The sequence below is a fragment of the Lysobacter enzymogenes genome, assembly GCF_017168095.1.
GTDB classification, from domain to species: Bacteria; Pseudomonadota; Gammaproteobacteria; order Xanthomonadales; family Xanthomonadaceae; genus Lysobacter; species Lysobacter enzymogenes_D.
In genome coordinates, this window is sequence record NZ_LXSD01000226.1 from 1 (window position 1) to 12,878 (window position 12,878).

Annotated in this window: 12 protein-coding genes; 7 read left to right on the forward strand and 5 right to left on the reverse strand. The window is 71.4% G+C overall.

All coding sequences use genetic code 11. The features are described 5' to 3' along the window. The coding region (locus A7A76_RS05800; protein WP_206410306.1) for an HD-GYP domain-containing protein at positions 1-1,236 on the reverse strand (1,236 nt) is incomplete at its 3' end. Between the two features lie 202 nt (positions 1,237-1,438). Here A7A76_RS05800 and A7A76_RS05805 point away from each other — a divergent pair. Next, entirely contained in the window at positions 1,439-2,212 is a 774-nt protein-coding gene (locus tag A7A76_RS05805) for an alpha/beta fold hydrolase (RefSeq protein ID WP_206410307.1), read from the forward strand. A gap of 81 nt (positions 2,213-2,293) precedes the next feature. Here the strand turns inward: A7A76_RS05805 and A7A76_RS05810 are convergent, their stop codons facing one another. Beyond that, positions 2,294-2,911, reverse strand: coding sequence for a LysE/ArgO family amino acid transporter (locus A7A76_RS05810; protein WP_074870745.1), 618 nt, complete (start codon positions 2,909-2,911; stop codon positions 2,294-2,296). A gap of 127 nt (positions 2,912-3,038) precedes the next feature. On the opposite strand from A7A76_RS05810, the gene A7A76_RS05815 reads away from it, so the two are divergent. The 4 genes from A7A76_RS05815 to A7A76_RS05830 all read left to right on the forward strand — a co-directional run bounded on the left by A7A76_RS05815 (position 3,039) and on the right by A7A76_RS05830 (position 9,252). Beyond that, positions 3,039-3,935, forward strand: a complete 897-nt coding sequence (locus A7A76_RS05815) for a LysR family transcriptional regulator ArgP (protein WP_206410308.1) — start codon at positions 3,039-3,041, stop codon at positions 3,933-3,935. A gap of 235 nt (positions 3,936-4,170) precedes the next feature. Then, positions 4,171-5,322, forward strand: a complete 1,152-nt coding sequence (locus tag A7A76_RS05820; RefSeq protein WP_206410309.1) for an efflux RND transporter periplasmic adaptor subunit — start codon at positions 4,171-4,173, stop codon at positions 5,320-5,322. Between the two features lie 7 nt (positions 5,323-5,329). Further along, positions 5,330-8,521 carry a multidrug efflux RND transporter permease subunit gene (locus A7A76_RS05825; RefSeq protein ID WP_206410310.1) on the forward strand — a complete coding sequence of 1,064 codons (3,192 nt, stop codon included), beginning with the start codon at positions 5,330-5,332 and terminating at the stop codon, positions 8,519-8,521. A gap of 344 nt (positions 8,522-8,865) precedes the next feature. After that, complete coding sequence (locus A7A76_RS05830) at positions 8,866-9,252, forward strand: DUF3060 domain-containing protein (protein ID WP_206410311.1); 387 nt, start codon at positions 8,866-8,868, stop codon at positions 9,250-9,252. 60 nt (positions 9,253-9,312) lie between these two features. Here the strand turns inward: A7A76_RS05830 and A7A76_RS05835 are convergent, their stop codons facing one another. After that, positions 9,313-10,266 carry a LysR family transcriptional regulator gene (locus A7A76_RS05835; RefSeq protein WP_206410312.1) on the reverse strand — a complete coding sequence of 318 codons (954 nt, stop codon included), beginning with the start codon at positions 10,264-10,266 and terminating at the stop codon, positions 9,313-9,315. A 118-nt stretch (positions 10,267-10,384) separates the two neighbouring features. Between A7A76_RS05835 and A7A76_RS05840 the strand changes: the two genes are divergently transcribed. Beyond that, the gene (locus A7A76_RS05840; protein WP_206410313.1) at positions 10,385-10,795 is read left to right on the forward strand and encodes a RidA family protein; all 411 of its coding nucleotides are present in this window, start codon (positions 10,385-10,387) and stop codon (positions 10,793-10,795) included. Between the two features lie 185 nt (positions 10,796-10,980). Here the strand turns inward: A7A76_RS05840 and A7A76_RS05845 are convergent, their stop codons facing one another. Then, positions 10,981-11,658 carry a class I SAM-dependent methyltransferase gene (locus A7A76_RS05845; protein ID WP_241200753.1) on the reverse strand — a complete coding sequence of 226 codons (678 nt, stop codon included), beginning with the start codon at positions 11,656-11,658 and terminating at the stop codon, positions 10,981-10,983. A gap of 381 nt (positions 11,659-12,039) precedes the next feature. Between A7A76_RS05845 and A7A76_RS05850 the strand changes: the two genes are divergently transcribed. Continuing rightward, a complete protein-coding gene (locus A7A76_RS05850) occupies positions 12,040-12,450 on the forward strand; it encodes a hypothetical protein (RefSeq protein WP_206410314.1) in 411 nt (136 codons plus the stop codon). 30 nt (positions 12,451-12,480) lie between these two features. Here A7A76_RS05850 and A7A76_RS05855 read toward each other — a convergent pair. After that, positions 12,481-12,878: hypothetical protein (locus A7A76_RS05855; RefSeq protein WP_206410315.1), on the reverse strand; the 398-nt coding region annotated here is incomplete at its 5' end.

Below are 12,878 nucleotides of genomic sequence, written 5' to 3' on the forward strand. Positions count from 1 at the left end.
CGCGTGCGGCCGCAGCAGCGCGCGCACCGCCTGCGCATCCAGGCGCCCGGCCGCGGCATCGGCCTGCAGGATCGCCGCGGCCTGCTCTTCGGAAAACGCCTCGCGCCACGGCCGCGCGCTGCGCAACGCCGCCCACGCGGCGGCTGCGGCGAGAATACGCGCCTGCGGCGTCGACGATCCCGCGTCGGCTTCGCGGAAGTAACCCGAACCGTCGAGCCGTTCGTAAGCGCACGACGCCAGCTGCGCCTCGTCCGCGAGCGAGCCGATCTGGCGCGCCGCGCGCCCGGTCCAGTACGGCGCCAGCCGCACCCGTTCCCAGGCCCATCGCGGCAGCGGGCCGGGCGTGTCCCAGACCGCGTTGGGCACCGAGGCGCGCCCCATGCCATGAATCAATCCGGCGCGGTACAGCCGTTGCTGGCTGGCAGCGTCCAGCCCCAGCGTCTGCGCCGCGTCGCGCGCCAGTTGCGCGACCCGCAACGAGTGACCGGTCATCCACGGCAGCTTGAGGTCGACGACATGGGCCAGCAGTTCCAGCGGCGTTTCCCGCCCCGCGAACGCGGCACCGAGCGAGCAGCGGCCGGACAGGCCGGGATCGGCGTCGAGCGCGGCCAGCCAATCGGCCGCGTGAGCGACGGCCGGCGCGGTCAACGCGCGCGGATACAGCGCGCCGGCGCGCTGGCCGATCAGGGCGCGGGCCTGCCCGACGCCGTAGAGCCGGCCGAAGATGTCCAGGTCGCCCGCGATCGCCGCCAGGTACACCGACGCTGGCACCGCGTCGCCGGCCAACCCTTCCGGCGCGCCGCTACCGTCGTAGCTTTCGAACAGATGGCCGAGCGCGAAGCGGGTCGTCTCGTCCAGGCCCAGTTGCGCGGCGATCGTGGCCGAGACTTCGCAATGGATCCGCGACAGCGAACGAAACGCCGACGGCTTGCCGCGCGAGGCGGCGCGAAAGCCGCTGCCGGCCGAACGCGCGGCCAGCAAGGCCTTGCGTCCGCCGACATCGTCGCCGAACAACTGCGCGAAGTCCGGCGCGTTGGCGGTGCAGCCCGACCAGCGCAGCAAGGACACTGCCGCGGCCTGCGCACAGGCCGCTTCGTCGCCGCCGGCGGCGCGGACCAGTTGCACGGCCATCCAGGCCGCGCGCGGCGAATGGTCGATCGGCTGACCCATCGACAGGTCGCCGACGAAAGCCAGCGAGCGGATCGCGTCGAGCAAGGGTACGCAGGCAAGGTCCATGCGGGCGGCTCTATAGATCAAGAGAGATTGAGTGAGCGAACGCGGCCGGGCCGCAGCGCAGTCTAGCGGCGCCGCGCCCGCGCCTGCCTCGGTCGTTCAACCGATGGTGGCGCAGGCAGCGCGGGCGCAACCTGCATCCCACGGAAGGCAAGCCCCTTCCGCCTCTCGAACCCCGCAGTTCCCTACGCCCTGGAGACTTCTCATGAACGCTACTGTGCTCGCTCTCGCCACTGCCGCCGCCCTGACCGTCGCCGGCACCGCCGCTGCCGCCCCTAAGACCGCCGCCCCGACCGAAGCCAGGAACGTTGTGCTGGTGCACGGCGGCTTCGTCGACGGCTCCGGCTGGAAGCGGGTCTACGATCGCCTGGCCAAGGACGGTTACCGGGTCACCGTGGCGCAGAACCCGACCACCTCGCTCGCCGACGACGTGGCCGTGGTCAAGCGCGCCATCGCCCAGCAAGACGGCCCGGTGGTGCTGGTCGGCCACTCTTACGGCGGCGTAGTGATCTCCGAAGCCGGCACCGATCCCAAGGTCGAGCGCCTGGTCTACATCGCCGCGTTCGCGCCGGATGCGGGCGAATCGGTGCAGACCCTGATCGCCAACCCCGCGCCGGGCGCGCCGGTGCCGCCGATCCTGCCGCCGCGCGATGGCTTCCTGTTCCTGGATCCGGCCAAGTTCGCCGCGTCCTTCGCCGCCGACGTATCCGCCGGGGAAGCGCGCTTCATGGCCGATTCGCAGGTGCCGTGGGGCGTGGAAGCGTTGGCCGGCAAGGTCGCGGTGCCGGCGTGGAAGTCCAAGCCGAGCTGGTATCTGGTCGCCAGCGACGACCGCATGATCCCGCCCGCGGCGCAGCGCCAGATGGCCAAGCGCGCCGGCGCCAGCGTGGTCGAGGCCAAGGGCAGCCATGCGATCTACGTGTCGCAGCCCGACGCGGTGGCCAAGCTGATCGAGCAGGCGGCGCAGGGCAAGAAGTGACCGCAGCGCCGACGCGCGCCGGAAAATGCGAACGCCCGCGTTTACGCGGGCGTTCGTCCGTTCGCGCGGGTGCGGCCGCGCTCAGCCCAACGGCTGCCACAGCAACATCGCGCACAGCGCCCACATGAACGCCGCGATGCCGCCGTCGAGCACCCGCCACGCGCGCGGGTTGCGGAACACCGGCTGCAGCAGGCGCGCGCCGAAGCCGAGCGAGACGAACCAGACGATGCTGGCCGCGCAGGCGCCGATCGCGAACGCCCAGCGCAACTCGCCGGCGTAGCGCGTGGACAGGCTGCCGAGCAGGATCATCGTGTCCAGATAGACGTGCGGGTTGAGGAAGGTGAAGGCCAGGCAGGTCAGCACCGCGGTGCGCAGGGTCTGCTGCTGGGCGTTGCTGGCGTCGAGCCCGCCGCTGCCCTGCCAGGCGCGGCGCGCGGCCAGGAACCCGTAGATGCCCAGGAACGCGGCGCCGCCGAAGCGCAGCGCCTGCAGCAGCGCCGGCCAGGCCTGCACCAGCGCGCCGATGCCGGCCACGCCGGCCAGGATCAGGGCGATGTCGCTCAGCGCGCAGATCGCCACCACCGGGCCGACGTGGCGCTGGGCCAGGCCCTGGCGCAGGACGAAGGCGTTCTGCGCGCCGATGGCGATGATCAGGCCGGCGCTGGCGAGAAAGCCGGCAAGGGCGGCGGCGGACAACATGGCGGACTCCGGAACGGTTGCAATGGCGGGGACGACGCATCCTGCCGCCCGGGGCCGCTTAAGGCCAGCTAATTTTCCTTTACAGTATCAAGAATTTCTAATGCAGGCCGTCGGCCGGGAGCGCGCCATGGACCTTCTCCACCCGCAGCTGGCCGCGTTCGCCGCGGTGCTGGAGGAAGGCAGCTTCGAGGGCGCGGCGCGCCGGCTGTCGGTCACCTCCTCGGCGGTGTCGCAGCGGATCAAGGCGCTGGAAGACCGGCTCGGCCAGGTGCTGGTGGTGCGCCAGGCGCCGTGCCGGCCGACCCGCGCCGGCGAGCGCCTGCTGCGCCGGGTGCGGCCGATGCAGGCGCTGGAAGCCGAGGCGCTGGCCGACTTCCTGGTCGAGGACCGCGCCAGCGCGGCGACCCGGCCGGTGGCGATCGCGGTCAACGACGATTCGCTCGACACCTGGTTCCTCGCGGCGATGGCGCAGTTGCACCGGCAGTACGGCTATCTGTTCGACGTGCGCGTGGACGACCAGGACCACACCCTGGACCTGCTGCGCAACGGCAGCGTGCTCGGCGCGATCACCGCCGAAGCCAACGCCTTGCAGGGCTGCAACGTGCATCCGCTGGGGGTGATGCGCTATGGCGCCATCGCCTCGCCCGAGTTCGCCGCGCGCCATTTCGCCGACGGCGTCGACGCGCATTCGCTGGCGCAGGCGCCGATGATCGTGTTCAACCGCAAGGACGAACTGCAGTGGCGCTTCGTCCGCCGCATCACCCGCGCGCGGCTGACGCCGCCGATCAACTACGTGCCCACCTCCAGCGGCTTCGTCGAAGCCGCCGCGCGCGGGCTGGGCTGGTGCCTGGCGCCGCAGCCGCTGGCCGAGCCCTACCTGCGCGCCGGGCGGATCGTGCTGATCGACGCCCGGCGCCACCTCGACGTGCCGCTGTACTGGCAGCACGCGGCGGTGCGTTCCAGCGTGCTGCAACGCATCGGCCAGGTGCTGCGCGAAACCGCGGCCGAGGCCTTGCGCACCTGAGCCGCGCCGAGCGACCGGATCCGGCAAGGTTTGCCGCCCGATTCCTCGTGAACGGGCGCGCCCGCTGGCGCGCTTGTCAGTTTCGCGTCAGCGCCGCGACCGTTAAGGGATGCTAATGTCGCCCGCGGCCTACCCCCGCGCGGCGCTTCACAGGACTATGACTATCAGCCCGTTCGCCGTCTTATCCGCCGCCCGCCCCGTCCGCTCGCGCCTCGGCTCCGTCCGGCGCCCGCTCATGCTCGTCGCCGTCTGCGCGGCCCTGGCCGCCTGCGGCGGCGGCAAGGACAAGCCCGCCGGCGACGGCAAGGACCGCGCGATCGAGGTCGGCTATGTGGTCATGCAGCCGACCACGGTGGCGCTGACCAACGAATTCAACGGCCGCGCGGTCGCATTCCAGAGTTCGCAGGTGCGCCCGCAGGTCGGCGGGCTGGTGCAGAAGCTGATGTTCGAGGAAGGCAGCCTGGTGCGCGCCGGCCAGCCGCTGTACCAGATCGATCCGAGCCTGTACCGCGCCTCGGCCGAGCAGGCCGAAGCCGACCTCAGCAACGCGCGCGCCGCGCTCAAGGCCGCCGACCTGCTGGCCCAGCGCAACAAGTCGCTGGTCGCCACGCAGATGATCAGCCGCCAGGACTACGACAACGCCGTCGCCGCCGCCGACCAGGCGCGCGCGGCCGTGGCCCAGCGCGAGGCGGCGCTGTCGACCGCGCGCATCAACCAGCGCTTCACCACCGTGCCGGCGCCGATCGACGGCCGCATCGGCCGTTCGCTGGTCACCGTCGGCGCCCTGGTCACGCCCGACCAGGCCTCGCCGCTGGCGACGATCCAGCGCCTGGATCCGATCTACGTCGACGTGCAGCAATCGGCGCAGCAGTTGCTGGCGCTGCGCGAGCAACTCTCGTCCGGCAGCGTGCAGGCCAGCCAGACCAGCGCGCGCATCGTCCTGCCCAACGGCAGCGACTACCCGCAGCCGGGCACGCTGCAGTTCTCCGAGGTGCTGGTCGACGAAGCCACCGGCACGGTCACCCTGCGCATCCGCGTGCCCAACCCCGACGGCCTGCTGCTGCCGGGCATGTTCGTGCGCGCGCGGCTGGCCCAGGCGACCCAGGCGCAGGCCTATCGCCTGCCGCAGCAGGCGCTGGTGCGCGGCCCCACCGGCGATGCGTTCGTATGGGTGGTCGGCGCCGACAACAAGGCGGTGCAGCGGCCGATCGGCGCCGACCGCGTCGATGGCGCCGACTGGATCGTCAGCACCGGCCTCAACCCCGGCGACAAGGTGATCACCCAGGGCATCGGCTCGCTGCGCCGCGACGCCAGCGTGCGCGCGGTGCCGGCCTCCACGCCGCAGAAGCTGCAGGCGCCGGGCGCCCGGCCCGCGAAGCAAGGCTGAGGCGCGCATGATCTCCCGCGTTTTCATCGAGCGCCCGATCTTCGCCTGGGTGCTGGCCATCGTGGTGATGCTGGCCGGCGCGTTCGCGATCCGCAACCTGCCGATCTCGCAGTACCCCAACGTCGCCCCGCCCAACGTCAGCATCCGCGCCAACTACCCCGGCGCCTCGGCCGAGACCATCGAGAACAGCGTCACCCAGGTCATCGAGCAGACGCTCACCGGCATCGACGGGATGCTGTACTTCAGCTCGACCTCGACCTCGCGCGGCCAGGTCACCATCTCGGTCACCTTCGACACCAACGTCGATCCCGACATCGCCCAGGTGCAGGTGCAGAACCAGGTCCAGCAGGCGATTCCGCGCCTGCCGCAGCAGGTGCAGCAGCAGGGCATCGTGGTGCGCAAGGCCAATCCCGACGACCTGATGCTGGTGGCGATCTACGACGAGAACAACCTCGTCACCAACCGCGACATCGCCGACTACCTCACCACCAACTTCCAGGATCCGATCTCGCGCATCGCCGGCATCGGCGACGCCAACGTGTTCGGCAGCCCGTACGCGATGCGGGTGTGGCTGGATCCGGCCAAGCTGGCCTCGTTCCAGCTCATGCCCAGCGACGTGCTGGCGGCGATCCGCAGCCAGAACGCCGAAGTCGCCGCCGGCCAGATCGGCGACCAGCCGCAGCCGGCCACGCAGATGCTCAACGCGCTGGTGACCGCGCAGACGCGCCTGCAGACCGCCGAGCAGTTCCGCCAGATCGTGCTCAAGACCCAGGCCAACGGCGCCTCGGTGCGGCTCGGCGACGTGTCGCGGGTCGAGATCGGTTCGGAGAACTACAACTCCTCCAGCCTGCTCAACGGCCACCCCGCCGCCGGCATGGCGCTGCAGCTCGCGCCGGGCGCGAACGCGCTGGAATCGGCCGAACTGGTCCGCGCCGAAGTCACGCGCCTGTCGGCCAACCTGCCGCCGGGCTGGAAGGTCGCCTACCTCAACGACGCCACCGACTTCATCAAGCTGTCGATCAGCGAAGTGGTCAAGACCCTGATCGAGGCGATCGTGCTGGTGGTGATCGTGATGTTCGTGTTCCTGCAGAGCTGGCGCGCGACGCTGATCCCGGCGATCGCGGTGCCGGTGGTGCTGCTGGGCACGTTCGGCATCATTTACGCCGCCGGCTTCTCGATCAACACGCTGACCTTGTTCGGCCTGGTGCTGGCGATCGGCCTGCTCGTCGACGACGCCATCGTCGTGGTCGAGAACGTCGAGCGGCTGATGCACGAAAACCCGAGCATGACCCCGCGCCAGGCCACCATCGCCTCGATGCGCGAGATCAACGTCGCCCTGATCGCCATCGCCCTGGTGCTGTCGGCGGTGTTCCTGCCGATGGTGATGTTCGGCGGCTCCACCGGGGTGATCTACCGCCAGTTCTCGCTGACGATCGTCTCGTCGATGGCGCTGTCGGTGCTGGTCGCGCTGGTGCTGAGCCCGGCGCTGACCGCGACCTTGCTGAAGTCGCCGCACGCGCAGGCCGCCGAAGGGCCGGGCTGGCTGGCGCGGCGCGCGCCCAGGCTGGCGGCGCTGCCGGCGCGCCTGGGCGGCGGCTTCAACCGCACGCTGGACGGCGCCACCGGACGCTACCTGAGCAGCGTGCGGTCGATCTTCCGCCATCGCTGGATCGCGCTGCTGAGCTATGTCCTGATCGCCGCCGCGCTCGGCGTGCTGTTCCTGCGCCTGCCCACCGGCTTCCTGCCGTCGGAAGACCAGGGCCGGGTCAACGTGCAGTTCCGCCTGCCTGGCGGCGCCACCCTGGGCCGCACCAGCGAAGTGCGCGATCAGGTCAACGACTATCTGAGCAAGAACGAATCCGGACTGATCAGCGCGGCCTTCATCGTCGCCGGCGGCGGCGGCCCGACCGCGTCGCAGAACTCCGGCCAGGGCTTCGTCAGCCTGGTCGACTGGTCGCAGCGCGAGACCGAGGACGGCAGCGCCGACGCGATGATCGGCCGCGTGTCCAAGGCGCTGTCGGGCCTGCGCGACGCCAGCGTGTTCGTGCTGGCGCCGCCGCCGATCCGCGGCTTCGGCCAGACCACCGGCTTCACCATGGAATTGCAGAACACCAGCGGCATGTCGCGCGCCGACTTCGCCGCCGCCAGCGACAAGCTGATCTCCGCCGCCCAGCGCGACCCGCTGCTGGGTTCGGTGCGCCCGACCCTGCTGCCGGACACGCCGACGCTGCGGGTCAACAGCGATGCGCAGATGCTGTCCAGCCTCGGCCTCACCCAGGATGCGGTGAACGCCACCCTGTCCACCGCCTGGGGCGGCAGCTACGTCAACGACTTCATCGACCGCGGCCGGGTCAAGCGCGTCTACGTGCAGGGCGATGCGCCGTTCCGCAACGAGCCGCAGAGCCTGTACCAGTGGCATGTGCGCGGCGCCGACGGGCAGATGACGCCGTTCTCGGCCTTCGCCACGCTCGGCTGGGCGCAGTCGCCGACCGCGCTGCTGCGCTTCAACGGCGTGCCCGCCACCGAGTTGCAGGGCACGCCCGCGCCCGGCGTCAGCAGCGGCACGGCGATGGCGCGGATGGAGGAACTCGCGCGCGCGATTCCCGGCGTGAGCGTGGCCTGGTCCGGCCTGTCGTATCAGGAACGCCTGTCGACCGGCCAGGCGCCGCTGCTGTACGCGCTGGCGCTGCTGCTGGTGTTCCTGTGCCTGGCCGCGCTGTACGAGAGCTGGTCGATCCCGGTTGCGGTGCTGCTGGTGGTGCCGCTGGGCCTGATCGGCGCGGTGGTCGCGGTGACCCTGCGCGGGCTCGAGAACGATGTGTATTTCCAGATCGGCCTGATCACCACGATGGGCCTGGCGGCGAAGAACGCGATCCTGATCGTCGAATTCGCCGAACAGGCCGAGCACCGCGGCGCCGGCACGGTCGAGGCGGCGCTGGAAGCCGCGCGCCTGCGCCTGCGGCCGATCCTGATGACCAGCTTCGCCTTCATCTTCGGCGCGCTGCCGCTGGCGCTGTCGACCGGCGGCGGCGCCAATAGCCGCATCGAGATCGGCACCGCGGTGGTCGGCGGCACCCTCACCGCGACGGTGCTGGCGGTGTTCTACATCCCGCTGTTCTATCTGCTGGTGCGGCGCGCAGCGCAGAAGCTCGGCGGCCTGCGCCATCGCGGCGGCGGCGAGCGGCCGCCGGCGCACTGACGCGCAGCCGCGCCGGGGCGCCGTGACGCGCCCCGGTCGCGCGCGCTGTCGCGTTCGTCCGCGTTGCGCGGTGCTCGCCGCAGGTCCGGCTTAGTCTTCGTTCATATCGCCACATCGCCCCGCCCGGCGCGCAACCGCGCCTGCACAAGGGTTTGCGGCGGTTTGCGCTGTGCTCGAAGCCTGCCGTCGCCTGCGTTTCGACGCGGCGCGAACGCAGCGGCGGCGCCTCTTCCGCAAGACCTGTCGCAAACCTGCCCGCATCGGCTGGCTAGAATCGCCGGGCTTGCGCCGGCCGCCTCGGCCGCGCGGCATAGCGCCCCCCTCTCAAGGAAGGAAGTTCACGCATGAAGAATCAGATCGCGTCGCTGACCCTGCTGCTGTCCCTGGGCCTTTCCGGCCTGCTGCACGCCGCGCCGCTGGGCGCCGGCGAGACCGGCGAGGTCGTCGAAGAAGACGGCAGGATCTCGATCGAAGGCACCCACCTGCAACGCAACTTCGTCGCCACCGGCGGCGAGCTGCACCTGGTCGGCGCCAACAACCGCATCACCGTGTCCGGGCCGCTGTCGCTGGTGTCGGTCAACGGCGCGGGCAATACCGTGCAGGTGGATGCGGTCGCGCGGGTCGAGATCGTCGGCGCCGGATCCCACGTCTACTACAAGTCGGCGCCGACCAAGAACGGCCGCCCGGCCAGTTCGGTGACCGGCGTCGGCAGCGGCGTGTCCAAGCGCTGAGCCGCCTGATTCGAAGCATCGCGGCTCCCTCGCGCGCCGCGGCGCGCGCGGGAGCCGACGTTATCGCCGTCGCGAACGCGCACGCACCGGCTCCGCGCGCAGCCACGGCGGCTGCGGTTCGAACTCGCGCACCAGCCGGTCCACGAACGCGCGCGTCTTCGCCGGCACCAGACGGCCCGGCGGCAGCACCGCGTGCACGGCGCCGTCGTAGTCCACGCGCCATTGCGGCAACACCCGCAGCAGCTGCCCTTGCGCGAGTTCGCGGCCGATCAGCCATTCCGGCGCGGGCATAATCCCGGCGCCGGCGATGCAAGCCGCCAGCAACCCTTCGCCATCGTCGGACACGATCGCCGCGGGGATGCGCTGCACGCTGCGCCGGCGGCCGCTGACCAGCTTCCAGTCCGGCCAGAACCGCGCCTTCGGCATGCCCAGGCAGGCGTGGCGCTGCAGATCGTCGGGACGATGCGGATGGCCGCGGCGCTGCAGATACGACGGCGCAGCGCACAGCAAGGTTTCGAACCCGGCCAGGCGCCGCGCGAGCAGGCTGCTGTCGGCGAGCTCGCCGATGCGCACCGCCGCATCGAAGCCCTCGGCGACCAGGTCGACGAAACGATCGCTATGCGACAGCTCCAGCCGCAGCTTGGGATGTTCGGCGAGGAAGTCGGCCAGCCACGGCGCGATCCAGCGCTGGGCGAATTCGGCCGGCAGCGCCAGACGCAACACGCCCTGCGGCGCGGCCGCGGCTTCGGCGGCTTCGACGTCGGCCGCGGCGAGTTCGCCGAGGATCGTATGCACCCTGCGCAAGTAAGTCGCACCGACTTCGGTCAACGCTACCCGCCGGGTCGTGCGCGACAGCAGGCGCACGCCCAATCGCGCTTCCAGCGCATCGATGCGCCGCGACACCACCGAAGCGTCGCGCCCCAGCGCGCGCGCCGCCGCGGCGAAGCCGCCGTGTTCGGCCACCGCGGCGAAAGCCTCGATCTGCTGCAGTTCGGCGCCGCTTCGTTCCTGCATCGGATGCACGAGTGATTTGAATTCTATGGCGATTATCGCCAACGGGCGCAGGAATTACAGTAATCGCGTTGCATCGCCGACAGCCGGCGCAACGCCCCTTTCCACCGGAAAATCCCCCATGTCCCAGCGCGATGTCGTATTCCCCGCCGCCCGCCACGATCTGTACCGCCAGCACCGCTACTCGCCGGCGATCCGCAGCGGCGGCTTCCTGTTCGTTTCCGGCCAGGTCGGCAGCCGCGAGGACGGCTCGCCGGAACCGGAGTTCGCCGCGCAGGTGCGGCTGGCCTTCGACAACCTCGCCGCCGTGCTCGCCGCGGCCGGCTGCACGTTCGACGACATCGTCGACGTCACCACCTTCCACACCGATCCGCAGCGGCAGTTCGACACCGTCCAGCAAGTGCGCCTGGAAATGCTGGGCGGCGAACCGTATCCGAACTGGACCGCGATCGGCGTCAACTGGCTGGCCGGGTTCGACTTCGAGATCAAGGTCGTCGCGCGGCTGCGCGACGGCGTCGCGAACGCCGCCTGATCGCCGCGCCGTAACCAACCGCAGTCCCTTGCAGGAGCGGCGCAAGCCGCGACCGCGGCATCGCAGCTACGACGCAGCTTGCGCAATCGTCGTCCTGGCGCGGCCGCGGCTCGCGCCGCTCCTGCAGGCAGCTGCCGCGGCCGCATCAGCCGCTTGCGCGCGCTCAACACGCGGCGAACCGAGCCTCACGCGGCGTAAGCCACCCACGCCTTGAAGGTGAACGCCGCATAGAACAGCTCGACCCCGGCGAAGCCCGCCTCGCGCAGCAACGCCGCGTCGCGCTCGGGCGCGAGCACCGGCAGGCGTTCGCGGATCGCGGCGATGGAGCCTTCGGCCTGCTCCGCCGGCACCCCGGAGGCGGCCGCGAACGCGGCGTTGCGCGCGAGCCAGCGGTCGGCCTCGTCGGCGCCGAAGCTGTGGTGGGCGACCACGAACGCGGCGCCGGGCTTGAGCCGGCGACGGACCTCGGCCAAGGTCGCGCGGCGTTCGGGTTCGGGCAGGAAGTGCAGGGTCAGCAGGCAGGCCGCGGCGTCGAACGGGCCGTCCGGGGCGCTGTCGATGTAGCCGTGGTGCAGGCGCGCGCGCGGCGCCAGCGGGCCGAGCGTGGCCGCGGCCAGACGCAGCATTTCCGCCGACGGGTCGACGCCGTCGAAGCGCCAGCCCGGGCGGGCGCCGGCGAACGCGGCCAGTTCCAGCCCGCCGCCGGCGCCGAGCACCAGCACCCGCGCGTCGGCCGGCGCGCGCTCGGCCAGCAGCAGGCCGGCCATCGCGTGCAGGTCGCGCAGGCCGGGGACGATGCGCGCGGTGCGCTCGGCATAGCGCGAGACGGCGAGCGGGTCGGAAAAGACGTCGGCGGGGTTCATCGCGGGCAAGGGATCGAGGGCGCGGCCCGGGGTCGGGAGGCGGAAAATCATGTAACAATTAATGTTTCATATGAGCGGTCTTGTCAAGAAGCCGCCGGACGCGGCCGCAACGGGGCGCACGCGAGCGCGGCGAATGGCAGCGGCGCTGCGCAATCGCACCGCAATGCGCCAGGCCGTGGCCGCCTCACGCGCACCGCTGCACTGCGCGAACGCGACCGCAGTCGCAAGGCCGACCCGCGCGGCCGCCGCCAGGCAGGGCCTGTTCGGAAGCGAAACAAACACTTGCGCGCAAAGATTCCCGTTTTATACCCGCGACCGCGCTGGAGGCCGGCGCCGCGGCAGACGTACCGTGGACCACGCACCCCAACGACAGGAGTCGTCATGTCGCCCTCGCGTATCCGCTTCGCCCTGTGCTGTTTCGCCGTCTCGATGGCGCTGTCGCCGCTGTGCGCGGCGCACGAGGTGATCCCGCCCGACTGGTGTTTGCAGGACCAGCGCGAGCCGAAGATCGTCGCCCGCTTCGACATGGACGGCAAGGAACTGCGCGGATTCCTGGCCAAGTGCGGCATCGTCGAGAAGGACCAGTGGCGCGGCGCCACCAAGGGAGTGATCGAGTACTGCAAGCTCGCCGCGCCCAAGGACGATGCGGTGCCGTTCGTGTTCGGGCCCGACAGCTATCTGTCCGACCATCATCACAGCGTCTACGACCTCGACGAAGGCATCAGCGGCGCCTGCGCGGTGTGCGCGCCGCGCACCCAGCGCGGCGACAAGGCCGCGGCGTCGGGTCGTTGAGCGATTCCGCCCGGCCGGCAGCCCCGCGGCTCAGACCAGCGCGTCGCGCCGGGTATAGGCCAGCACCGTGTCGATGCGCGCCTGCAGTTCCGCGCGCGCCTCGGCCGACAGTCCGTCGCATTTGCCGAGCACGAAATAGGCCGAACGCAGCACGTCGCGCCAGCGCGGATTGCGCGGCAGCCGCGACACCGCCAGGTAACGCTCCAGCGCGCGGGCGCGCAGGCGGCCGTCGTCGATGTTGACCCGCCAGATCCGGCTTTTCTCCGCCAGTTCCAGGCGGCTGGTGCCGGTGCCGCGCTCCCAGGCTTCGATCGCGCCGAGCATCAGCTCGACCAGGGCGCGGCGGAACCCTTCGCGCACCGGCGCTTCGGCGTCGGCGGCGGCGGCGGCAACCGCGGGCGCGGTGGCGGCCAGCGCCGCGGGCGCCG

Bases quoted from the DNA above. Each gene is read 5' to 3' on its own strand.
- A7A76_RS05805 (WP_206410307.1), top strand. From the start codon at position 1,439: ATGAACGCTACTGTGCTCGCTCTCGCCACTGCCGCCGCCCTGACCGTC.
- A7A76_RS05810 (WP_074870745.1), bottom strand. From the start codon at position 2,911: ATGTTGTCCGCCGCCGCCCTTGCCGGCTTTCTCGCCAGCGCCGGCCTG.
- A7A76_RS05815 (WP_206410308.1), top strand. From the start codon at position 3,039: ATGGACCTTCTCCACCCGCAGCTGGCCGCGTTCGCCGCGGTGCTGGAG.
- A7A76_RS05820 (WP_206410309.1), top strand. From the start codon at position 4,171: ATGCTCGTCGCCGTCTGCGCGGCCCTGGCCGCCTGCGGCGGCGGCAAG.
- A7A76_RS05825 (WP_206410310.1), top strand. From the start codon at position 5,330: ATGATCTCCCGCGTTTTCATCGAGCGCCCGATCTTCGCCTGGGTGCTG.
- A7A76_RS05830 (WP_206410311.1), top strand. From the start codon at position 8,866: ATGAAGAATCAGATCGCGTCGCTGACCCTGCTGCTGTCCCTGGGCCTT.
- A7A76_RS05835 (WP_206410312.1), bottom strand. From the start codon at position 10,266: ATGCAGGAACGAAGCGGCGCCGAACTGCAGCAGATCGAGGCTTTCGCC.
- A7A76_RS05840 (WP_206410313.1), top strand. From the start codon at position 10,385: ATGTCCCAGCGCGATGTCGTATTCCCCGCCGCCCGCCACGATCTGTAC.
- A7A76_RS05845 (WP_241200753.1), bottom strand. From the start codon at position 11,658: ATGAACCCCGCCGACGTCTTTTCCGACCCGCTCGCCGTCTCGCGCTAT.
- A7A76_RS05850 (WP_206410314.1), top strand. From the start codon at position 12,040: ATGTCGCCCTCGCGTATCCGCTTCGCCCTGTGCTGTTTCGCCGTCTCG.